This window comes from Sphingomonas sandaracina, assembly GCF_036663695.1.
In the GTDB taxonomy this organism is placed as follows: Bacteria; Pseudomonadota; Alphaproteobacteria; order Sphingomonadales; family Sphingomonadaceae; genus Sphingomonas.
On the sequence record NZ_JAXOJK010000012.1, the window covers coordinates 1 to 24,108 of the forward strand.

Sequence of the window (24,108 nt, forward strand, 5' to 3'; positions counted from 1 at the left end):
CAGGCCAGCAGCCGTGATGATGGCTGCATCAACAGGCCGGACACACGGAAGCACCTGAACCTGCGCGAACAAATCTCTTAAAAACCCCCTTGTATCCAGCGGGGCGTCCACACACGGACGCTGGTTCATCTCCGCGCTGACTAAGCTTGGCGAATGATCGTCCGTCATGAATGTCGTGGAGGGAGAGGAAAGCAGATAGGCGGCTTGGGCGGCGAGAGAGGTTAGCAGACCCTCTGTTACAGCCTGCCGCGCTTATTTTGAGCAATGATTTCGGGATCGTAGGGGCCGACCTTCTTTCGTTTATTACGCACGTTGACGATCAGGATTCCGATAGCCGCTGGGACGATAACGAGCTGCGGGTTCTGAAACATGCCCTCGCTCGGGACATAGCTGCCCCACCAGAGAAAACTCCCGATAACCAATCCGGTGGCCCTCCCGACACTCATATTCCATGGCTTCATTCGGGAAGCGTCTCGCATGTGCCCTATGTCTGCAAGTGGGCGTAAGCAGAATGGCCGAGATGGAGATTGTTTGCCGCGGCGTCTCCCCCAAGACACCGATAAAGAACGATATCGTTTAGTGCAATACAGCACCCTGCGTCGCTCCGCTATCAGTGTCCCGGTCATAAGCTTCTTGAGTTGCACGCGAGGCTTCTTCATGGGCAGCGTACGCGGCTTGGTAGCTGCTACAACTCGTTCCGACGATCGCCACTGCAAAATCATGAATATGCTGGTATTCCAACCGAATATGTCCCGCCTCGTGTTCTTTCAAAGCAGCGATGAAAGGTCTCCATTTCGCCAGAATGCGCTGAGGAACGGAATTTTCCTCCGATAATCTTGGCAAAACGACGATCGCGCCAAGTTGCGATTCCAGCTTGGCTACTTTGCAGACACCCTTGGTCGTAATCTGGAGAGGTCGATAACGCGAGGTGTAGCGGGTTTGGCCCATCGCCCAGTTCCCGTCAGGCCGACGCGGGCTATTCGCTTCGATAGAAGCGTTGATCGACTGCTCGTCAGTTCCAGAGACTTGGTCGTACTCCACGGCAACGTTTTGCAGGCCGTGTAAGGGATCAGCCTGGGGTGCTATGGAAAATGTTTGGGCACCGCCCGAAGCGGGTAGATTTCCAACGGCGACTGCAAGGCATAATGAGATGCCATGACGAACTGCTGGTCTGGGCCGAGAGTGGATCTGAAATGACATTGGGCCTCATTGCCCGGTGGCTGCTCGTCTGCAAGCGGGCTTCGATCGCTTCACGCTGGGCTGTCGGGGGCGGGAAGCGGGTGACGAAGTTGATCGCCTTGGTTTCGGATGAATGGCCGCAATGGGAAGGAAAGCGGACGGACCGCTTACGGAAAATCGATCGCGATAGCCGACATGGTACGGCGCCGCATTTTCCGAAAACGATTGCGCGATAGAAGTCCTGTTGGTCGGCAGCGGATTACGAAGTTTGGAACTGGACTGGACCTGCCTGAGACCAACGAACTAATGCTAACAAACGGATTGGGACACCGATGGCAGACAAACAGCATTTCGAAGCAATCGTTGGCGACATTGGTCGAAAGCTTTGGTCGATCTTCCCCGGGGATGCTGTGGAGATGCGGTTCGAGGCGCAGTTTCATGAGTGGATGCAGACCGCGGGCGTCAGTCAGTGGACCCGTCGCGACGGTGTCAGAGGGCAGTATGCCGGCTTTGGTAGCAGGCCCGAGGAGGTGGAGGAGTCGATCAAGGTCGATCTCGCGAGAATGGGAACCCTGGACATCTTCCTGGCAAGGCCTTGGAATCACGTTACGGTGACCTTGACCGAAACTACTAAAATCAACTTCGATTATGCATATGTCGACGAGATTGATCAGTGGCCTCGCCTCCATCTGATTGGGATCAGCGCTCTCGATCAAGTAGAGGCGACCCGCGACTACGGCATACCTCCTGCCGATTGGCGGTATGTCGCCAGCGAGGTGCTCAAGATCAGAAGGGCAGAATATGAGGCCGCGCGGGCTCTTGGAGACACAGTCTTACAGCATGCCGTGGAGAAGAAGGTCAAAGACCTACAGAGGCGGATCGAAGCTGCTGCGATTTAGCACGCGCCGTGGCCGATAGGGCAGTGCGATCACAACGGCCGATGCATTCACAATTTTGAACCCTCCGCGATAGGAAAGATCGCGCTTAACGAATAGCCGTTATCGGGAACCTGGATAACCAGCCTGAACGTCAATGTTTGAGCAAAAACGCAACGTGGTCTCACGGCTTCCGGCCAGACCCAGTTGTGGACGTTCGCGGGGTAATTTCCGCTCCCCAACTTCGGCCCTTCGTTCATCGAGGCGGGGCTCATGCCGCACGCGTTCTGCTATGCCCGACGGCCGGCCAGATTCTTGAAAAGGATGGTCGAGCGGGAATAGGCGTGCTTGTAGAAGTGGGTCTGCCGAGCCTGAAGGGTGGAAATGTGCCGAACAATGCGCTGCATATAACCCTTAGGACTCGTGACGTTCTCCGTGCCGTCTTTCCGCCGAACTTGTGGGAGAGGGTGGAAACGACGCTAATGATCGATTGCGGACCGGCGCAGGTTCATTCTGGAGATTTCGATGGCGAAGCAATGGAGCGCATTTGGCTCGCAACTTTAAAACTATCGGATGGGAGCATCACTGCGTTCGAGAACGCGGTGCTTCTCGTCCAAATTGACTGGCGCGATGTCCTCTTGGGCGCCGGGTTCGGGAACGATTTAGACGCTCATCTAAAATGGGCAGCCGTAATCGCGGCCTAATATTTTGCCGATTCGACGATTGTGACTTCTGCTGACGCGGAATTTTCAAAACTTGAGGTGACCTAGGTTGCACTTGCTTTGATAAAGTCGATAAACGCGCGCAGCGGGGGTGGCACCAGACGACGGTCCGAATAATAGAGGAAAGGTCCGGAAAACGGCTGCCACCAGTCCTCCAGCACCGGCTCCAACGCGCCGCGGTCGAGATACGGGCGCAGCCAATCCTCGAACAGCGAAATGATACCGACGCCTGCGACTGCGGCGTCGACGGCGAGATCGGTCGCCCCGCCGACCTGCACGATCAACGGCCCGCGCGGTTCGACGCGGACGATCTCGCCGGCGCGCTCGAACTCCCAGGGACTCGTCAAGGCACCGCTCGCGAACCGTCCGAGCACGCACGCGTGTTCCAGCAGGCTGCGAGGGTGATCCGGGCGGCCATGTCGATCGATATAGGATGGCGCGGCGGCAGTTGCCATCCGCTGGACGCGCGGCCCGATGGGCACCGCAATCATGTCCTGTTCGAGCCGCTCGTCATAGCGGATGCCCGCGTCGCACCCCGCGGCTAGCACGTCGACGAAGCTGTCTTCAGCAACGATTTCCAGCCGGATGCCGGGATTTGCGGCGAGAAAACTCGGCAGGAGCGCGGGCAGCACGAGCCGCGCGGCGCTGACCGGCACGTTCAGTCGCAGCGCCCCCGCCGCACCGTCCCGGAAGAGTCCGACCGCGTCTAGGGCGGCATCGACCTCGCCGAGTGCCGGGGCCAGTCGGTCGATGAGCCCCGCACCGGCCTCGGTTGGCGTGACGCTGCGCGTGGTGCGGTGGAGCAGGCGGACGCCGAGCCGCGTCTCCAGGCGGCGCACGGCTTCGCTCAGCGTCGAGGCGCTGGTGCCGCTCGTCCGCGCCGCGTCGCGAAAGCCGCGCGCTTTTGCGACCGCGAGGAAGGCAGTCAGGTCTCCAAGATCAGCGTCCATCGTTCGGTTTTCCGTACAGCCCGTGCGGATAATGCGAGATTATCGCGCGCTTCGGCAACGCCTATCTGGAGGGGGAAGAGGAGAACGACATGCAGACGATCGAACCAGCAGGCAGCTTCCGGCTCGGTGACCGCAACGTGAGGCGGCTCGGCTATGGTGCCATGCAACTTGCCGGACCCGGCGTGTTCGGACCTCCGCGCGATCGCGACGCAGCACTCGCCGTCCTGCGCGAAGCGATCGAAAGCAATGTCGACCATATCGATACGAGCGATTTCTATGGGCCGCACGTCACCAACCAGATCATCCACGAGGCGCTCCATCCTTATCGTGACGGGCTGACCATCGTGACGACAGTGGGCGCGGTACGTGGCGACGATGGCTCATGGAACCCGGCGCAGGACGAAGCGGCGCTCACGGCGGCAGTGCACGACAATCTGCGCAACCTCGCCCTGGACGTGCTGGACGTCGTCAATATGCGCCTGATGGGCGGAGGCAGCGACCATGGCCCGGCGGAAGGTTCGGTCGAGCCGCAACTGACCGCCCTCGCCGCACTTCAAGCACAGGGACTGATCCGTCATATCGGGCTGAGCAACGCAACGCCGACACAGGTCGAACAGGCACGCCGCGTGGTCGACATCGTCTGCGTGCAGAACCAGTACAACCTCGCACACCGCGACGACGATGCGATGATCGATGCGCTAGCGGCGGACGGTATCGCCTATGTGCCCTTCTTCCCGTTGGGCGGCTTCAACCCGCTCCAATCACAGACCTTGTCCGAAGTGGCTGCAAGAATGGACGCGACGCCGATGCAGGTAGCGCTGGCGTGGCTGCTGCGGCGGTCGCCCAACATACTGCTGATCCCCGGCACGTCGTCGGTGGCACACCTTCGCGAGAACCTCGCCGCGGCGGCGCTGGCGCTTCCCGACCGGGAGATGGCAGCGCTCAACGGCATTGCTTGACGAACGCTTGGCTCCCCGCGACTGGCCTGTGTCGACCGAGCGCGGGATCGACCTGCCGACCCGCAAGAAAAGCGAAGCCCCATGACGCTCTCAGATTTTGTCGTCCCCACCTACATCCAGATGCTGGGAGCATTGTCGCAGTGGCTCTCCAAGGCCGAAACACAGCGGCCGGACGGGAGCGTCGACGTCCTGCTCGCGGCGCGACTCGCACCCGACATGTTCCCCTTGGCAACACAGGTCCGGTTTGCGTGCCGACAGGCGCAGGAAGGCGTGTTCCGGTTACTCGAGCAGGAATTTCCGCCCGCGCTGGAGACTCTGCTCGACGAGGGTCGAAACGCTGGCGAGCGGCCGGGTACGCTCGCGGATGCGCAGGCCCGCATTGTGGAAACGATCGCGGTGGTCGAGTCCGCCGCAGCTGCGGGCATCATTCCCAAACCTACCGCATCGATCGCCCACGCGCTGCCAAACGGAATGATCCTCGACCTAACGGCGGAGCAATATGCGCGAGACTGGGCGCTGCCGCAGTTCTATTTCCACGTGGTGACCGCATACTCGATCATTCGAGCGCAGGGCATTGAGCTGGGAAAGGCAGACTACGCGTCTCACATGTTTGCCTACCTTCGGCAGAACACGCCGTCCTGACGCGCGCATCAGGGGCCACAATCGCCTCGGCGCGCGATGGGGTCGGTTGCGAGAAGACCCACCTTTGGCCATTCAGACGGGCCCTTCCGCTCCCCATAAGCGGACGCTCGTTCATCTTGACCTCATATGGCTGCTTAGAAGAACCCTTGGCCGGAATCGTTGACCGTGTCCGTTTTCAACTCAAGAGGATGTTCCGCCTAACCCGGAGTGCCGCAACAGGTCGGCCACACTCTCCCGAGAAACATCGCAGCCGATTCACGTCCGCGCCCAGCCAGAATACGTCGCGGCGCCAGTTTCCATATTGATTCTGAATGTGTCACCACCAATCCTACTGGCATAGAACACCCCATCGACGAGATTAATTGCGGAAAAGCTTTCGGTTGCCGGGCGGGCGGCATCAAAATTACGATGCATGTCATCGCTAGCGCCGGGCTCGGGATCAATCTGCCAGAGGGGCCGATTGGTCTCATCGAACAAAAAGACCTCCCTCCCCCAGATCTCTTGATGAACTATTTCGGCACTTGGATAAGCGTCATAAAGGATCAAGCGCCCCTTACCTGGCACAGACAGCATCATGCTGACGGGATAAGATCGGATGCTCGCAAGAGGGGGCATGATCAGCGCGTCCTGATTTTCGGCAGAATTTTACCCGGTCGCATGAACGTCGGAGAACTAAATTTATTTGTCGGAAGCCGCGATCCTACCACTTCAAATTGCGAAGGCGTGACCAGCGATCCTACTGGATTCGCAAATTTGTATTGCAACCCTACCTTGCTCTCCTTGAGAATGGTCCCGGCGGGCACATCAACGGATTGAATGAACTGCGGTGGTTCTGGCAGCTGAAGGAGCGTCTGGATCTGTTCGGGTGTCTTGCCAGCGACGTCTTCTGCGCGGGCGTAAAAGCCGCCAGTCGGCGACGCGTTGGAGCTGAAACGCACCAATCGAGTGTCGGCGGTGGTAGTGTAAGTCCGTATCGTCGAACCCGACAGATATGGATCTACCCAATTGCCACCGCCGGGAGATGGGGTCCCTACGGTAGGCTTTCCGGCCGTCGTTTCGACGAGGTTTACCGACCCCTGCTGCGGTAGCGGAGATTCGGCTGCGCTTGTGATGATGCCTGCGGCGTCACGACGCTGGCTTGCGGCCAATGCAGCGTCCCCGAGGCGTTCGACGGCGCTCTCCACCTTCGCTCCGATGGAAGCTCCTGCACGTATCACCGTCACGTCCGCCGCCGCACCTGCACCGCGCGTAATGACCGCATCGGTTGCCGCCACAACTGCGTCGCCGCTCGCGTTCCCGAGGGTCGTCGCCTTGTCCGTGACGCTCGACGCGGCTAACCGCTGTACTGCCCCACCCGCGCGCCGAAGGTATTCCGCTGCGCTTGTGTCGTCGAGCAACGCGTTATCTATTCCCTGGACTGACCCCTGCGCCAAGTTGCCAGCCACCCGCGTCGGATCGGTCAGGAAGTCGCCGAGCAGTTGCGCCTGGCTAAGCAGTCCGACAGTGGTCCGCTCAGTAGCTGCCGCGTTGTAGAATTCCTTGAAGAGGTAGGCTTGTACTACCGCTTCTGGAACGTTTCTCGCCCGCATTGCTGCGGCGTTATCCTCGGCGTTGCTGCGCGCCACGCTCGCAAGCGTGGGAGCGTTGGCGAGCACGCGGCCGATCGCTTGATCGAAGCTCCCGATGCGTTCGCCTGCCGCATCGCTCTTACGTGCGATATAAAGGTCAGTTAGCGTGTCCGCATCGAACAGGGCTCCGAGGACCCCTGCGGAAAGGCGGCCGATGAGGTTGTCGCCGGCACCTTTTGAAACGTCTTGATATACGAGCGTGCGGACCGCCAACGACTGTCCGGCAAGCTTGTCGGCAAGCTTGGGATCCGTGGAACGAAGAGCTGTCAGATACTGCCGATCGGCTTCAGCCAGCGCCGTGATACTGCCCAGTTCGCTCAAACCGGCCGCCTGGACTCGTGCAACATCGTCAGGATTGGCCGACCCGTCGCGCGATAATTCAGCGAGCAGTCCGCGTCGATAATTAGCGACCGAAGCGCACTCAGGTCCGGGTTGCAAACAGGCACGAGCCTGCGCGTCGGTGAGCTTCAGCATGGCCACGAGGTTGCGGACCTCTGGCTTTGCCAGGTACTGATCTATCGTCGGCCCCTTGCAGTTCGGGGACGCAATCCCGCATATGCGTGCTCCGCCGAGATCGTTGTTCTCAGTCTCGGTTTGCGCCGCAAGCGCAGCGGTCGAAACGTCAAGCCCACTACCGGCGGCAACGCCGGCAACGACCGTCGCAACTAGGTTCTTGCGCGCTTCCTGATCCTGCAGGGCGCGTTCGGCCGGTCGGCCTGTCACCGGATCAATCGACGGCTTCGCATCGGCGTAGCTTGTCAGCAGGTAGTTCAAAACGACGCTGGCGGCCGACCCCGTGGCCCCGCTGGCGCACCCGCCGCCGCCGGCTGTCGCGCCCGCGCAACCGACGACTGCCTGTAACGCAGCCCGGACTGTTTCACTCTGTCCAGAGGCCTCGCCCCGACTGTTCTGCAAGCTGTCGGCGATTGACTTGACTTGGGTCACAGCCAGGCTTTGAATGATGTTCGCGGCCGCACTTTGGACGAGGCCGGTGAAGCTGCCGGTGACGTTGCTTCCTGCAGCGCCGTTGATTGCAGTCGCTATGACCCGCGCCGCACTTCCCGCACCGAAGCTGTCGCGCAGATTCTGCGAGCGATCCGTCTCTGTCACGACCGTCTGACTCAGCTCCTCGCGCACTGCATCTGTCAGCGGATTGCCTGCCAAATCCGACCCGCGGGCCAACTGCCGCTGCGCTTCGTCAGCCTTCAACCGCGCTTGCTGCTCCTCTGCCGCCCGATTAGCGAAGAAGCTGCCCGTCTGATTCGCAAGCTGCGTCGCAGCCGCAAAGCCCAGCGCGATCTCCTCGCGTTTGTTCGCGTCATATTGCTGGGTCAGTGTACCGGCATTCGCGCCTGTCGTGTCACGCCCGATCGTCGCTGCCACGGCGCGGCTGGTAGTGTCACCGGAGGTGATATCGATCGTGCCCGGCGCTATCGCCGAGTAGGTAGTGCCGGACTGCTTGCCCGATGCCCCCAAAGCTACTGGTGGCGTCGCGCTAATCGTGCCGATGCCCGTACGGATGCCCGGCAAGGCGCTTCCCGGTGTACCGGGCGCCTTCGCCTCGCCGTCCGCGTTCTTGCCGACGCCGCCGATGCCGCCCCCGATGGTGAGCGAGCTTGCTTTGTATTGTTCGCGGTTGGCGAGATCGCTGGCGGTCAGCGTGCCCGTCGTGAGCCGATTCTGTGCCGCTGCCGCGTCGCTCGCGATCACGCCGCCGACAAGGTTGGTGTTCCCCGCCACGGTAATGCCGTAGCCACCTTGCCCGGCGTAGATCCCCGATTGCTCGCGCACGCTGGCGAAGTCGCCTGTCTGGCGGCCGGAATTGAGGTTGCCGGCGACGGTGCCGGGACTGACGGACAGCCCCAGACTACGCTGACGCTCGGCGTAGGTCGCGCGATCCTGTTCGCTGACGATCGCGAGCGAACCCACGTTCACGTCGACGCGGTTGCCGATCACCTGCGCGCCACGCAGCGTGAGGGCGTCGGGTGTTGCGATCGAGACCGCGTTGCCGGCGCTGAGGACGCTCTCGATGTGGCGCACGTCGGTTCCGCTCGAGCTCCCCTTGCCTGCATTGAACGACGCGTTCGGGGTGACGCCACCGGACAGGCCGAGCTGGACGCCGATCGAGAAACCGGAGGACTTGTTTCGTTGCTCCAGCGTGTCGGTCTCGGAGCCTGACGTGAGCGTGATCGCACCCGGCGCGGTCAGCGACAGGTTGCGCGCCGCGGTGACCTCACTGCCCTGCACCGCGATCGTCGAGGCTGCACCGGCGCCGCGTGCCGCGATCGCCACGTCGTTGCCGGCGATCCGGCTGGCGACATTGGTCTCGTCGCGCGTTTTCGAGGTCGCCTTTGTGCTCGACACGCCGAAGCTGACGCCGACCGCCGCGAGATTGGTGACGCCGCCCTTGAGCGCATCCGCGGCGTTGTAGGCGGCCAGTCCGCCTGCGAGTCCGGCCACCGCGCTGGTCCGGGCGTTCGTATTGGCGTTGCCAAGGATGCGCCCGGAATCGCGCACGCCCTGCAACCCGCTGAGCACGGGGCTCTGCGCGCCGACGCTGATGCCTATGCTCGACGACTTGTTGAGCGTGTCGGTGGTCGTCACGTCGGTCGCATTGCGGATCGCGACGCTCTCGCCCGTCAGTCGGGTTAGACCGGTGCCGGTCACTTGGCTGCCGGTCAAGGTCAGCGCGCGACCGGCATCGAGCGTGACGTCGCCCGCGGTCGATCCGATCAGAGAGCCAGTGTTGGTGATGCTGGTGGTGTCGACGTCGTTGCGGTTCTTTGCGACGCCGAGGAACAGCCCGCCGCCACCGATCGACAGTCCGCTCTTCTTGACGCGTGTCGACTGCGCCTCGGTGTCGGTCGCGGTCAGCGTGCCGACGTCGATCGCGCCACCTGCCGCGATCGATACGCCGTTGGTCGCGACAACGTTGGAACCGGCGATCCGCGTGTCGCCGGTGCTGCGCAGCGCGACCGTGTCGCCCGACAGCGTCGACGCGACCACGCTCTGATCGTTGCCGTTATAGGCCGTGGTGGTCTTGGTCGACGACAGAAAGCCGCCGGAGGTCTTCTGCGTGTCGCGCTGCAACTGGGTGCTGTCGATCACACCGGTCACGCCGATGCTCCCCGCGTCGACCGCAAGCGCGCGGCCTGCGGTGACCGTACCGCCGTTCACCGCGAGCGCGCCTGGCGTTGCCAAGGTGACGTTGCCGCCCGCACGCAGATCCGACAGGACATTGCTGCGTTCGGTCTGGGTCTGCGTGAACAGCGTCTTGCCCTCGCGACCGACCGCAAACGATGTGCCACTGTCGGTCGCGCTACCGATCGCGATGTTCTGGCCGGCAGACGCAACCAGATTGCCGCCTGCCGCGACGATCGCGCCGGTGACCGACAATGTTCGCCCCGCCAGCAGGTCGAGATTGCCGCTCGCCGCGATATCGCTGCCGCGATTGGTTGTGGTGGTCGTCAGCGAGACCTGCTGGTCCGAACGTCCGCCATAGTAACGCGTCGCGACGGTGCGCGTCGTCGCGACCGGGGCGAGCGTCAGATCGCGGCCCGCGGCGAGTGTCAGGTCGCCACCGGTGATCGCACCGCCACGGTCGATCAGGTCGCCGGCCGCGGAGACGATACCGCGGCTGCCCAGATCGAGCCGTCCGCTGTTGACGATCGTGCCGCCGACCAGCGTGCCACTGGCGCTGGCACGGATGACGCCCGCATTGGTCAGCGAGTCCGATGCGCGCAACCGGATATCGCGCCCGGCGATGATCGCGCCGCCGCTGGTGAGATCGCCGGCCGCCGCCTTGGTCAGGTAGACGCGCGGTGCGAGCACCGTCTGCGGTCCCGACGGGGTCTGGACAATGGTCTCCACGAGCAGCACGATGTTGCTGGTCAGCGTCGCCATCTGCGTCGGCGAGAGCGAGACGCCGAGCGCCAGATTGTACGTCTTTGCGAACGTGGCGCCCGCATCGAGCAGCGCGCGATACTGGCCCTGGTTGTCGCCATAGCCGACTAGTCGCTGTGCGCCGACCAGTGCGACGAGCTGGTTCGCGATCAGTTGCTGCTCGTAAAGCCCGTCGCCGAGCCGGCGCTGCACGCGTGACGGGTCATAGCCGAGCTTGTCGAGGAAATAGTCGCTCGACAGGAACGCGTCGTAATTGTTGAACCGCGGGTCCGCCTGGACCAGCACCTGCGAACTCGACCCCGCGAACTGGAACAGTCCGCCCAGATCGAGCGTCGCGCTGCCCGCGCCGCCGCTCGCGCGATCGGTCGGTGGCTTCACCGCAAAGCCGAAGGTCGGGTCGATCGCGGTGCCGGCGATCACGCCAGGCGCGCTGCCGGGTGCGACGACCGCGCCCGTGGTCACGACGGCGACGGCGCCACCGGCGGTGACGGTACCGGGCCGCGCGCTCGCAGCGAAGATATCCGCAGTGCTGCCATCCGGGGTCAGGACGAGGTTGTCGATCGTGACCGCATCGATCGTCAGCGTGCCCCCCGCGGTGATCGTCGACGGGGTCGTGAAGGTCGCCTGCGCATCGACGGTATTGAGCGGCGTCGTCGTTCGCGTCCGCCAGTTGCCGCAGCCGAACAAGAACGGACAACTACGCGTCTGCCCCAGAATCACCCCGTCCTGCTTGGTGGTGTAATACCCGGTAAACGCGGTGTTCGTCACGGCCGCGGCGCCGACCCCGAGGTTCCCTGCCGCGCTTATCGTCGAAAGCCGGTTGGTGACGCTGTCGGCATCGATCGTGACGTTGGTGCCGATGATCCGGGCTTGCCCGCTGTCGGCAAGGATCTTCGTGTCGGTGATCGTCTCCAGATACTGGGTTATGGTTCTGTTGCGGCGATTGCGGTTGTCGATGGTCTCGACGTCTCGACTGGAGACGAGCGCCTCTTCGGTGGTGAACACGCTACGGTCGTTGAGCAGGCGGGTCGCGGCGATCGCGATGTCGCCTTGTGCCTGGATGTCCGACGACAGGTTCTGCAGCGAGCCTGCACGGCCCGTTCCGCCGACTCCGGTGACGACCAGATTGCCGAGGCTGTAGAGCAGCGCGCCATCGCGGTTGACGATGTCGCCGCCGCTCGACAGCGACAGGAGTCCGCCCCGGGTGGCGATCACCGCGCTGTCGCCCGCGTTGACGATGCCGCTCGCGCCGGACAGCGCGACGCTGTCACCGAAGATCGCGCCACCATTGGCGATCTGCGTGGCGCTCATGCTCACCGCGCCGCCGTTGATCAGCCCCTGGTTCTCCAGCGTCGTGCCGGCCGTCAGCGTCAGCGTCGGCGCGACGATCATGCCGCCGATCTGGTTGGCGATCGAACCGCCAGTGGCGATCCCGATCGCAGTACCGCCCTGCACGGTGCCCGCGTTCGTGAAGCTGCCGCCGATGTTGAGCGTCAGCGCGCCCGGTGTTGCGATCGTCTCGCCGGCAGCGTTGGTCAGATCGCCGACTATGCCGAGCGTCAGCGCGGTTGGTGCGATGAGCCGCCCGAATGTGCCGCCGCCCGAGTTGATGTCGAGCAGTCGGCCGCCGGCAAGCGTGCCCACACCGGCTCCGCTGCCGCCGTCGAGCGTGCCCGCGTTCACGCTCAGGTCGCGTGCGGCGGCGATGCTCCCGCGGTTGGCGAGTGTCCCCGTCGCGGTCACCCGCGCATCGCGGTCCGCCCAGATCTGCCCGCCGGTAGCGTTGGTCAAGCTTGCGGTCGACAGCGTCAGATCGCCGCCTGCCGCAAGCGTACCCGCGCCATTGTCGACGCTCGCCGCCGTCACGACGACCGATCCGTCGCCGCCGAGCGTGCCGCGATCGTTGGCCAGCGTATTGACCGTGAAGGTCGCGCCATCGCTGCCGGATGCGAGCCAACCGTTGCGGTTATCGAGCGCGCTCGCGGTTACGTCGAGCTTGCCGCCCGCCACGACGCGGCCGCCGGTCGTGGTCAGCGAGTCCGCTGCGATCGTCGTCGCGCCGGTCGACTGGATCAATCCGCCATCGCCGGTGAGGATCGCGCGCGCCGAGGTCAGCGCAAGCTTCGCCGCATCGAGCGTGCCCCCCGCCAGCGCGATATTCCCGTCCCGCGCGCCGACCGTCAGCGTTCCGCCCGCCGTCAGGCGCGACCCGCCGGCGAGGTTGAGCGAGCTCGCGGTGACCGTGCCATCGGTGGCGGCACCGATCAGGACCGAACCGCTGATCGCATCGCGGACGTCGAGCGTCAGCGTTCCCGCCGAACCGGTCGCGACAAACGTACCGCCGTCGAGCGCGGTAAGACGCGCGTCCAGCGGGCCGGCGGCTTCGAACGATCCTCCAGCGTTGCGGGTCGCACCGGCCCGAAGCGTGAGGCGGCCGCCCGCTGCGATCAGGCCATTCTCGTTCGCCAGATTGCTGGCGATCGTAAGTCCGGCGCCGCCGGCCGAGGTGAGCGTGCCACCGGTGTTGGCGAACGTGCCGGCGATCAGTGACAGCGCGCTATTTGTCGCGATCCGACCGCCGCTGTTGTCGATCGCATCGCTGCCCGTCAGCGCGAGCGTGCCGGTGCCGAGATGCAGGATCGCACCCCCACGGTTGTCGATCGTCGCCGCGCGTAGCGTCAGATTCTGTCCGCGACCGACGATGTCGGCGGCGTGGCTTAGTGTGCCCGTTGCGGTCAGCGTCAAGTCGCCGGCATTCTCGATCGTCGCGCCGCTACCGAACGCAAGGTCGCCCGCCGTAGCATCGAGCGCGAGAGCGCCAAGCGCGGTGATCCGGCTGTCGGTGAACGCCAGCGTCGTGGCGCCGATCGCCACGTTGCCGTTGCTGCCGATGCGCGTTCCCGCTGCGGTCAAGGCGCCCCGGCTCGCTAGCGTCAGCGTGCCCGATCCGAGCGCGGTCAGGCTGGCGCGATCGAGCGCCACCGATCCCGCAGAGACGCCGAGCGCCCCACCCGCTTCGACCGTGCCGCCGCGCGAGGTCAAAGCTCCGCCGTTTATGTCGATAGCGCCGTCGGACGCGACCAGACCGTCCTGTGCGACCAGCCCCGCAGCCTTCAGGCTCGTGCCGCCATTGCCCGAAATCGTGCCGGTGTTCGTCAGCGTGGCTGCGGTCAGGTCGACTCGTCCTGCGCTCGCCATCAGGCCGGCGTTCGTCATCGTACCGACCGTGTCGGCGATTACGCTCCCACCGCTGACCTGGCCACCGCTGCCGATCGTGACCGAGCCTGCGCGCACGGTCAGTGCACTGCCGCCCTGCAAGCCGCCTTCGATAACGCGGAGCGCGCCGACATTGGCCGTCGTCGCACCGCCGCCCGCGACCAGACCCTTGCCGGTGATCGTAAAATCGCCGTCGACATTGAGATCGAGCGCCTTGCTCGCCGTGATGCTGCCCACCACGCCGTCAATGCCGAGCGCGCGAGCGCTGACAGACACATCGCCATTGCCGCCGATCTGCCCACCGCTGCCACTGATCACGCCGGTGAAGCCCAGCGTCAGTGTATCGCTGCCGAGCGCCAGCACCGCGCCACGATCGTTCGCCAGGCTGCTGCCGGTGAGTGCCAGCGCTCCGCCGGACTGGATCACGCCGCCGATATTGCCGACCGCGCCCGCCTGCGCGTCGAGCGCCGTCCGCGCATCGATCGTGCCGCCGCTATTGTCGAGCGTCGCGGTGCGCAGCGTCAGCGTCCCGCCGCTCGCGAGCCCGTGGTTGACGATGGTGCTCGCCGTCAACGACACAGCGTCGCGCGCCAGCACTCGCCCCGTCAGCGCCGCCGTGCCGCCGACATCGAGGCGCAACGTGCCAGTCTGCGTGACGCGTCCGTCACGGGTCAGGCCGGCGGCGAGCGTGCCACCGCTGCTAAGCGCGCCGGTCGTGACCGTGAGGTCGCCACCACTGCCGATCAGGCCGTTACCCGCCAGGCTCGCGCCTTTCAGCGTCGTCGTGCCTTCGCCGTAGATCTGGCCGGCGACGTCGAGCGCACCGGCGGTCTCGATCGCGACCGCCGTCTTCGCCGTGATCGCGCCAGGCACCGATATCCTGCCGTCGAACGACAGCGTCACACCCTGTTCGAGCCCGGCGAGATCGCCTGCGACGTTGACACCGAGCCCGCGCTCGGTGCCGATCAGCTTGATCGACCGCGCATACATCCCGCCGAGCGCCGCGACGTCGAGCGCGAAGGCGGGCTGGTTCGGCTGCGCTGCCGTGCGCTGCCCGACCACGACGATGTCGCCGTCGCGCGTGATGTCGCCCGCGCCGAGGCTGGCGGTCACGGTATCCGCATACAGGCCGGCGTTGATCGAGACGGCGCGCGCGAACAGGTCGAGCCGCGCATTCGTCGCATCGAGCCCGCTGCCGGACACGTCGATCGTACCCGTCGCCGTCCGGAATCCGCTGAGCGCGCCGGCGCCGTCGACCAGGGGTTGTGCCGCCGCCAGCGTCACGCGCGGCGCGTTGACGAAGCCGCAACCGTTGCACGCGATGCCGTAGGGATTGGCGAGCACCAGATCGGCGGTCTTGCCGGCGACCTCGATATAGCCCCGCAGGCTAGACGGATTGGCGGCGACCACTTCGTTGATGATCAGCGACGCCCCGCCCGACGCCTTCAGCTGCGCGTTGCCGTCGATATAGCCTGCGAGCCGGCTCTGGACGATCTTGTCGCTGTTGTTGAGCACCACGCCGCGCGCATCGACGTTGAACGCCTGGTAGCGGTTGTAGCTCGTCCCTCTGGCGTCCGGCGTCGCGATTTTGACCACCGGCACGCCGTTCGCGCCGTAATCGAGATGCGTCGCGCCACCGGGGACCGGGACGACGGGATTAGGCGCACCGCCGTCCTGCCCGCGCGCCGGCACCGTCGCGACCAGCAACAGCGCCGCGAGACCCGCGCCGCCGCCGAGTGGAGACAGCGCGCTGGCCGAACGCATCCGGCGACGCAGCACGGCGAAGGTCAGCTTGGTCATGCTCAAAATCCTACACCGGCGGAAAGGCCGAACCGAACGCGGTTGCGATTGGGGATCTGGCGCCCGAACACCGGACGCGCCCCGAAGACGTCGACGAAGAACGGCCCACGCCGCGCTCTCAGGCCGAGGCCGCCGCCGCCGCGCGCGCCGGTCCCCTTGCGGACTGCGCCCATGTCGAACAGGACATACGGACGGAACCCGTCGGTGATCTTGGCCCCCAGCTCCTGGCGCAGATAGAAGCCGTTACGCCCCAGTTCGGCCGTGTCGGTATCCAGGCCGCGGATCGTGTACGGGCCGCCGATCTGGATGAGATCCGAGCCGAACAGGTTCCGGTCGCTGACCTGCCCGTGAAACTCGGCACGGTACCCGTCGATCAAGCCCTGGCCCAAGGGCACGAACAGTCCGAAGTCGGCGCTGACGATCCGGTAGCGTGCACTCGGCAGCGCATCGGGCCGATCGTCCGGCTGCTTCTGCGCGCCGAGAATCCCGAGACCGAACCGGACGCCAACCGATCCATCAAAGCGCGCCGCGCCGAACGTCCGCCGATCGATCAGCCGCACTTCGAGGTCGGTGAGATCCTGTCGCTGGATGCCGATCTCGACGTCGTTGATGAAGTTGCGACCCCATCGCCGCGCCAGCCCGAAACTGATCGAATCCTTCGCCGTCTGATTGCGGTAGAGAACCCGCTCGGCGCCGATCGCGACCCGGTCGAGTGTGCCTCGCGTGCCGAAGCTGCTGACTTCGCCGACCACGGTCTGGCTGTAGCGATTCGCGGAGCCGCTTGCGTTGAACGTCCACCACCCGGCCGGCACCGAGATCGACCCGCCGACGCCGCGGCTGTCGGCGGGCACGCCCGGCGAATCCGTTCGGCGGTTGTAATAGGCGCTGATGACCTCCGAAAAGCCCAGTTGCCCGAGTTCGGCAATCTGCGCCGAGCCCTGATAGCGACCGACCCGCTCGCCGGCGAAGTTGTTGATCGACAGCGATCCCGCGATCGGCCGCGTCTGGTCTACCGTGACGTCGAGAACCGACTGGCCCGGCGCATCCCCCGGCACGATGTCGACCGCGACGGCTCGACCGGGAACGCTGCGCATCTGCTCCAGCCCCTGTTCGAGCGCACGCAGATCGAGCAGGTCGCCGCGTCCGACCGGCGTCGCACGGCCCCATGCTTTGGTTCTGCCTGTCTTGTTGACCCGGATATCCTCGACGACGCCTGGCACCACGACGATGCGCAGCGTGCCGCTGGCCAAATGCTGTTCGGGCAGGCCCGCGCGCGTCGTCACCAGACCACGCTCGATGAACGCGCCCTGCAGGCTGCGGATGATGTAATCGAGACCAGCCGTCCCGACGCACCGCCCGCGATACTGCGCGGCGAACCCTGGCACCCAGCGCAGCTTTGCGCGTCCGGCATTCTCGACGACGATATCGCGCACCGTGAAGCAGCTGGCCTCCACCGGGAAAGGCCCCAGCGGCGCTGGCGCAGCGCGCTCGATCGTCGCGACCGGCGCTGCCTCCCGCGCCGCCCGTTCAGCCGCCTGCTGCTGCGCGCGGATACGGGCCTGTTCCTGATCGGCGGGAGATGAAACCTGTGCCGTCGCGGCGGTGGATAGCAAAACGATGCCGGTGAATGCAGCGCCCAATTTGGCGGGCCAAGCACAAGATCCGCCCGTCGTCCGCCTGGCCGATCCTGTAGTCATTTACGCCCCGCCTACTATTTCGACGATGGTTACATTCGATTGTCGTAAATTTACAAGATTATTGTTGACCTGAAGCAGAATCTTTTGGTCGCAGATAGTTAACAAAATTCGATCCAAGGGCAGCGAGCGCTAAAACTGCAATCAAAATGAATTATTCTGTCGTTCATTTGCCACGCCGGAATATCCCATCGCTCCGCAGGAGCGCGGTAAATTATCCTCCGGGGCTAGCGGAACGCTTACGTCGGAAAGCTCACCTATGCCTCCGTCGCTCGCCATCAGGGTACGGTCGCAAACTCCGAAGGGACCCAGAAGCAGACGTCCGCGCTACCTTCCCAGCTTCCCAACTTGGCCGCTCGTTCATCTCCGCGTTACGACCGCTTTTGGCGCCTGACCCTGCGAACTCGAGCGTCGCGACTGGGCAGAAGTTTAGGAAGCACGCTGTCCAAGTCCGAGTTTTGTGCCCGATGAGCTGCGGACGGCTCTTGCAGGAGGCTCAGGCACGGGATGAGCGGCGACGCTACGTCGAACCGTAGGTGCCAATCCGGATTCCTCGTTCCACAGAACCAGGATTGTAGCGATCGGTGCGGCGGTGAGGATCAGCAGGAAAAGGCCCATCAGCCATTCGTTGGTCTCTAGCGGCTGCGAGAAGCTAGCTCTGGGCTGCATCGACGGGCTAGGTCGCATTGAGTGCCTGCCGGCTTTCCTAGGGTGAAACGGGCGGTCCGCGGTCGCTCGGTGCGCAGACGGCCTGATCTGCGACCGATCATAGGCGGCGCGTGCTTCCTTCTTCCCCAAAACGGAATACGCCTCGTTGATCTCTTTCGCACGAGCAGAAACATCCACACCATGATTGGTATCGGGGTGATATTGACGGAGCAGCGCTTTCCATGCGGCGTGGATAGTGTCGCGACTTGCCGTCGGGACACCCCTAGAACAGAATAATAGTCGGGTAAGAGAGCCATCTAGCCGTAACTTGCGGCTTAATCGCGGAAAAGGAAAGTCCACCTGGCGCGTGATCTTAACCTGGCCTTCTCGGTGATCCAAAGATTGGCTTCAGGCGCCAACAGTCAGATAGCTACCGTTCCCACCCGCAACTTCGTGGTTTGGACGGCACCACGCCGCCCCCGGCGCAGACCCACAAAGCGACATTGGCGGGCACTCGTCCGCTCCCTACAAGCGGACGCTCGTTCATCGTTTATGCACCTGTGACGGACATCGCATTAGCGGCGATCTAGGATCTCTGACCCTGCGGCCTTAATCCCCCGGCGATGCGACGGTGTTAACGTTTGACCTATATCGATCGCGCAACTTCACCAACTCTGCAACAATTTCGGCGGTCGACATAAGGCTCGTATTGAGCGCCATACGTCCCGCCAGCGATGGCGATCGTTGCGCCACCTCATCCTTGGTCAACTTGTGCCAAATCGGTAGCAGACGGCCGGTACCGCTGGTCGCCTTCTCCAGTAGTCCGTCCAGTTCGTAGTTTGGCCAAGGTTTGGCGAAGAAATCAGGTGAGAGAACTGCTACACCAAAATACAAGCCAGCAAGCCCAGCATCAATCTTTTGCCGCAAGCTGTCCCCCCACTCGATGGCGGCGGTGTCGTACCAGATGTGGAGGCCAGCCGCCTCGGCCTGTCTAGCGAGATCGTCGACGAACGTGGCTTTGTCTTCCGACGCATGGGAGATGAATACGTCATAGGCTTCGGCTTGCGGTGGAAACCCTTGGGCAGGACATGGAGCAGGAAGCGGCGGATGAACTCGTCGGTGGTTACTGTCATGACCTGCTGCCGGTCGGCGCCACCCCGGCGATAATCTTTATAGCGGAAAGTAACGCCGGTCTGGTCGAAGCGCAGGATCCGGCTGTTCGAGATCGCAACGCGGTGCGTGTAGCGCGACAGATAGGCGAGCACCGTTTCGGGGCCGGCAAACGGCGGCTTGGTGTAAACCACCCAGCGCTTCTTCCTGACCGGGGACAGGTGCCGCAGGAATGCGCGCCGGTCGGCGAGGTGCGCGAGGCTACCGTAGAACGCGAGGTGCCCAGTCTCGTGCAGCGACATCAGCCGGGTCAGGAACAGGCGACGGAACAGCTTGCCCAGGACGCGTACCGGCAGGAGGAACGCGGGTCGTGATGACACCCAGCGACTACCGTCGGGCGAAAGTCCGCCGCCTGGGACAATCATGTGGATGTGCGGATGGTGGGCCATTGCCGAACCCCAGGTGTGGAGCACCGCAGTGATGCCAATGCGTGCACCCAGATGCTTCGGGTCGGCGGCGATGGTCGTCATCGTCTCTGACGCCGCCTGGAACAGCAGGCCGTAGACCGCCGCCTTGTTCTGCCACGCGACATCGGCAACCTCGGCGGGCAGCGTGAAGACGACATGGAAGTAGCCGACCGGCAGAAGGTCGGCCTCGCGCTCGGCGAGCCACGTGCGTGCCGCTGCGCCTTGGCATCGCGGGCAGTGCCGGTTCCGGCAGGAGTTGTAGGCAAAGCGGCGTATCTCCATCTCGTCGATGAGACGCTGGCGTAGCGGGCTGACGACAACAACCTGAGTGAGAATGGTCATAGCAGGACTCCTTCTTGTGGAGTCCCGATGCTCTGCCTGCCTCCCGCAGCGTTCAACCGCCGCGCTACGCTCGATGCCTCACCTCAACCGCGCCGCACGCGCCCCTCCCGCGCAGCGGGTTCGTGCTTCCACCACGAATGCAAAACGGACCGGCCGCTCCAAGTGGCTGTCCTGCCGCGCTGCTGAAGCGGCGACGGGTCGTTCAATCGCCGTCACCGTTATCCCGGTAACAAAGGCGTGCGAGCCACGTATTGCAGATGATCAACTTCGGCGGGTTGCCCGGCTCCGCCGCTGGAACGAACGCGAACACACTGGACCGCCGAAGCTGCCCCCGCTCAAGGCGTGAGAGCAGCGCGGCAGAAATCCCGCCGGCTTGTGCAGCTTCCACCAGCGTCATTCCCTTTTGCTGTCGCGCGAACCTTATCCTCTCGCCCAGCGCGATGATCTGGTTGCCTTTGACGCCTTCAAGGAAGGTGCGGTGGCGTCGGGGCGCCTCCTCCAGCGGCATGTGGGAGAGCCGCCCTCCCCCCGGCATGTCGTTGACGAGATAGCGCTGGTCGACGCCGCTCTCGACGGGATGCGCGACATGCTCCCAGCCGAGCTCGAGGATGTCGAGCAAGGCGTCGAGCGTCGCAGGCCCCGGCCATGCGACACCACGCTCAATATCGGACAGCGCCCCTCGCGTGATACCGGCACGTGCGGCGACCTGGGCCTGGGTTCCGAACGCCGCGCCTTCCAGCTTACCCTGACGATGACGCTTCAGGAACTCGCCAAGATCAGCACGCAGCCGGACAGCCCCTCGCGGCAACAACATGCGGCTGGGGCGATCCGGCTGGGGCACGGTGACACACGTAAGCACAACGAAGACAGTTGCACACCAAAATGTCGAGTTTTTGCAAGTTACGGTTGAAGCTCATCCCAAAAGGTCGTCATGGCCGACCCCGCCACCTCCTCGAAGATCAGCACCGACGTGCCGCGCATATGTCTGACCGCGGTCGACGAGGCGCTGCTGACGCTGCTGGCGAAGCGGCTCGCGCGTGCGCTGCTGCTGGAGGCGGTAGCCGATAGCGCGACCGATGTTGCGCAACCACGGCTTGATTCCGCGCAGCCGGATTCGCACTCTTGATCCTCGATCCGCTGTAAGGTGCCGCCTGATGACCCACGCCGCCGTCTCTTATGGCCGCAAGAGCTTCGACGACCCCGACGAGCGCACGTCATCGGTCGACGACCAGCAGCTGTTCGCGCAAAGCTATGCCGAGCGCTGCGGGCTGGAGGTCATCGCCTTCCATGGCGACGACGGCATCACCGGCGCGACGATGGAGCGCCCCGGCCTGCAACAGGTCCTGAAGCTCATCACCAGTGGCCAGGTGCGCAACCTCATCATCGAGGATGTCGACCGGCTGAGCCGCGACGCCGAGCATCTGCATTACATGGTCAAGCTGTTCCGGCTGCACCAGGTCGCGGTACACACGGTGGCGGCGGGCAAGGTCGACGACCTCGTGCTCGCCTTCAAAGGCATAATCGGCGAGCAACAGCGGATGCGCATCGCTTATACGACCAGACGTGGTCTGCGCGGCAAGGCGACGCGCGGCGGCGCCACGGGCGGTCGCGTGCTCGGCTACCGCCGCAAGATCACCGGTGAGGATGCGCAAGGACGCGAGCTCGACCAGCTCGCCGTCGATGAGGTACCGGCCGAGCTCGTCCGCCGGATCTTTCGCCGGTATGCGGATGGCTGGAGCCTGAAGCGCATCTGCAACGCCCTCAACGCCGACGGCATCCCCTCGCCGCGCGCCCGCGAGCGGGGCAAGTACAATGCCGGCGTATGGAACCCCTCGACGCTGTCGGGCGACGTGACGCTCGGCGAGGGCATCCTTAACAACGAACTCTACATCGGCCGCCGTATCTTCAATCGCCGCACCTGGGTCGAGGTGCCCAACGAGCGCCGCGGCTTCTCGCGCCGGCCACGCCTCAATCCCGAGGCGGAGTGGATCATCCGTGACGAACCGCAGCTGCGGATCGTCGACCAGGAGCTGTGGGACCGGGTGAAGGCGCGGCAGGCCGAAGCACGCCGCGCGCGCGACGCGAAGTCCAAGCTGACCGGCAATCCGCTGAGCGGCGCGAAGCGTCCTGCCCACCTCCTGTCCGGACTAGTGACCTGCGGCGCGTGCGGCGCCCCGTTCTTGGCCACCGGCGCCGGGCGGTGGCGATGCAAGGGTCACCGCACGGGGACATGCGACAACGGCTCGATCACCACCACCGAACTCGAAACCCGCGCACTGGCGGGCATCCGCGAGCGGCTGCTGACCCCGGCGCTCATCAAGCGCTTCGCGGCGCTCCTGCAGCAGGAGCTCGCCGCCGCTGCGCAGGCCGGAAACGCCGAGCGTGCCACGGCCGAGCACGAGCTGGCGGAGACCCGCGCCCGCATCGCCAACCTCGTCAACCGCATCGAGGAGGACGAAAATGCGCCACGCGCACTGACGACGCGAGTGAAGGATCTGGAAGTCGAGGAACGGCGACTGGAGGAGATCATCGCTGCAACGCCCGCGTCGCCGGTCGTTCGCCTCCCGGCGAACTACGAGAGCCTGTACACGCGCGCGATCGCAGAGCTCGACGCACACCTCGCATCGAACGATGGCGCGAGCGCCCGGCAGACCATCCGCCCGCTCATCGAGAAGATCGTGGTGCAACCAGGTAGCGCGCGCGGCGGCAAGCGCCGTCCTATCCAGCTGCATGGTGACCTGTACCGGATGCTGGCGTTCGCGGAAGAAGCGTGTGCGGCAAACGCACAAAAGCCCCGGGCCGAGGGGCCTGGAGCTTTTGTGATACCGTTGGTTGCGGGGACAGGATTTGAACCTGTGACCTTCAGGTTATGAGTACGCGGCGCTGATGTGTAACCCTTTTTAAGATCCTATTTATTTATTTTTTATCTCGAACGTGTGCTAGCGCGTGTGTTAAAATAGCCTCCGCAGCTTGGGTCTCGCGACGTCATTGATCGGCACGGCCGAACGGCTCGTCTCTCGCGCCGCACTGCAATCTAAGCGCTCGCCCGGACTATTACTGACGTCGTCGTTCAAGGGCGAGGCAATCGAGCAGGAGGTTCTAGGCCAAGGGGCGACAAAAATGGCAGTCCCTCGCTTCGCTCACCGACCTTTCCTCGAGCCTCCTAGGCCTTAACCGCCGTGCCTCATCGATCGCCGACCGTACCACGTAGCGGGACTGGACCCGCCTTAGCAGATTGTTTTCGAGCACCCCTTTACGAAGGGCGGCGATGTTGCCGGCCGGGGCAGCTTAGCTCTTCGCTGTGACTTGATCTGTCATTCAGGGTCTAGACCTCGAAGTAGAGTGTTCAGTTTCGCTGTAACCAACCCTGTTTGAACAGGTTTTGTGTCACATACCGTCTGCTCGTTCAGGGTATACCTCTGATAACGCGATGTTTCCTATCATGACGACCACTCGGTGCTTGATGCCGTCTATTGTCGGGAATAGAGCCCCCGCTCAGACACAAACACCCTCCCCATGCTCGTGACGTGATGCCTGGCACCAATCGAGTTTTGTACTGGCACGCTTTGGGTATACCTCTGAAGGACCGCACGTCCCGCCGTCCCGGGGAGCTGGTGCTTCGAGACGGCCTAGGTCTGGCGGTCAGCGTTCCGCAGCCTTGGCGCCGCCAGGTAATTGGCCAACGTTGCGAGGTGCCGCCCGCTTTCTCGAAAAGGATCATAATCGGGAAGGCGCGATCATAGCTTCACGCGCATCAAGTCCATGCTAGTCCAGGGCTATGCAGAAAACCGCTAGGCAGAGATGACGCAGCAACGTCTCATGTTATATTTAGTGCTTGGCGGGCGGCAACCGCCAGCTCGCGAAACGCCGTCTTCAATGTCGCACCGGCATCTACCCATGGCGTGCGATCATCGCCCGCTCCATTCGGCTCTCCCACATGTAAGCGGCGACATGCTCGATTAGGGCATCGTCG

At 64.0% G+C, this 24,108-nt stretch carries 14 protein-coding genes and 1 pseudogene; 5 read left to right on the top strand and 10 right to left on the bottom strand.

Translation table 11 applies throughout. The features are described 5' to 3' along the window. Positions 1-236: 236 nt before the first annotated feature. Positions 237-461 (bottom strand): hypothetical protein, encoded by a 225-nt coding sequence (locus tag U1707_RS18725; RefSeq protein WP_332801576.1) that lies wholly within the window; start codon positions 459-461, stop codon positions 237-239. Between the two features lie 115 nt (positions 462-576). Beyond that, entirely contained in the window at positions 577-1,200 is a 624-nt protein-coding gene (locus U1707_RS18730) for a DUF922 domain-containing protein (RefSeq protein WP_332801577.1), read from the bottom strand. Positions 1,201-1,511: 311 nt separating this feature from the next. Between U1707_RS18730 and U1707_RS18735 the strand changes: the two genes are divergently transcribed. Continuing rightward, the gene (locus U1707_RS18735; RefSeq protein WP_332801578.1) at positions 1,512-2,078 is read left to right on the top strand and encodes a hypothetical protein; all 567 of its coding nucleotides are present in this window, start codon (positions 1,512-1,514) and stop codon (positions 2,076-2,078) included. Positions 2,079-2,820: 742 nt separating this feature from the next. On the opposite strand, the gene U1707_RS18740 is transcribed toward U1707_RS18735, so the two are convergent. Beyond that, entirely contained in the window at positions 2,821-3,726 is a 906-nt protein-coding gene (locus U1707_RS18740) for a LysR family transcriptional regulator (RefSeq protein WP_332801579.1), read from the bottom strand. An 89-nt stretch (positions 3,727-3,815) separates the two neighbouring features. Between U1707_RS18740 and U1707_RS18745 the strand changes: the two genes are divergently transcribed. Beyond that, entirely contained in the window at positions 3,816-4,685 is an 870-nt protein-coding gene (locus U1707_RS18745; RefSeq protein WP_332801580.1) for an aldo/keto reductase family oxidoreductase, read from the top strand. An 81-nt stretch (positions 4,686-4,766) separates the two neighbouring features. Next, on the top strand, positions 4,767-5,327 hold the full coding sequence (locus U1707_RS18750; RefSeq protein WP_332801581.1) for a DUF1993 domain-containing protein: 561 nt from the start codon (positions 4,767-4,769) through the stop codon (positions 5,325-5,327). Positions 5,328-5,582: 255 nt separating this feature from the next. Here U1707_RS18750 and U1707_RS18755 read toward each other — a convergent pair whose 3' ends face one another. The 7 genes and pseudogenes from U1707_RS18755 to U1707_RS18780 form a co-directional block, all read right to left on the bottom strand. Further along, a complete protein-coding gene (locus U1707_RS18755) occupies positions 5,583-5,804 on the bottom strand; it encodes a hypothetical protein (RefSeq protein WP_332801582.1) in 222 nt (73 codons plus the stop codon). 140 nt (positions 5,805-5,944) lie between these two features. Further along, positions 5,945-15,874 (bottom strand): two-partner secretion domain-containing protein, encoded by a 9,930-nt coding sequence (locus U1707_RS18760; RefSeq protein ID WP_332801583.1) that lies wholly within the window; start codon positions 15,872-15,874, stop codon positions 5,945-5,947. Positions 15,875-15,876: 2 nt separating this feature from the next. Further along, positions 15,877-17,514, bottom strand: a complete 1,638-nt coding sequence (locus U1707_RS18765; RefSeq protein WP_332801584.1) for a ShlB/FhaC/HecB family hemolysin secretion/activation protein — start codon at positions 17,512-17,514, stop codon at positions 15,877-15,879. A 483-nt stretch (positions 17,515-17,997) separates the two neighbouring features. Continuing rightward, positions 17,998-18,576: a J domain-containing protein gene (locus U1707_RS19095; RefSeq protein ID WP_443025735.1), complete on the bottom strand. Its 579-nt coding sequence runs from the start codon at positions 18,574-18,576 to the stop codon at positions 17,998-18,000. A gap of 249 nt (positions 18,577-18,825) precedes the next feature. After that, on the bottom strand, positions 18,826-19,257 hold the full coding sequence (locus tag U1707_RS18770) for a toll/interleukin-1 receptor domain-containing protein (protein WP_332801588.1): 432 nt from the start codon (positions 19,255-19,257) through the stop codon (positions 18,826-18,828). 23 nt (positions 19,258-19,280) lie between these two features. Continuing rightward, positions 19,281-20,057 (bottom strand): annotated as a pseudogene (locus U1707_RS18775) (IS91 family transposase); the annotation flags it as partial. Positions 20,058-20,337: 280 nt separating this feature from the next. Continuing rightward, positions 20,338-20,949: a helix-turn-helix domain-containing protein gene (locus U1707_RS18780; RefSeq protein ID WP_332801585.1), complete on the bottom strand. Its 612-nt coding sequence runs from the start codon at positions 20,947-20,949 to the stop codon at positions 20,338-20,340. A 117-nt stretch (positions 20,950-21,066) separates the two neighbouring features. Between U1707_RS18780 and U1707_RS18785 the strand changes: the two genes are divergently transcribed. Both U1707_RS18785 and U1707_RS18790 read left to right on the top strand, forming a co-directional pair. Continuing rightward, the gene (locus U1707_RS18785) at positions 21,067-21,261 is read left to right on the top strand and encodes a hypothetical protein (protein WP_332801586.1); all 195 of its coding nucleotides are present in this window, start codon (positions 21,067-21,069) and stop codon (positions 21,259-21,261) included. After that, entirely contained in the window at positions 21,212-23,008 is a 1,797-nt protein-coding gene (locus tag U1707_RS18790; protein ID WP_332801587.1) for a recombinase family protein, read from the top strand. The genes U1707_RS18785 and U1707_RS18790 overlap by 50 nt, the downstream gene beginning before the upstream one ends. Positions 23,009-24,108: the final 1,100 nt, after the last annotated feature.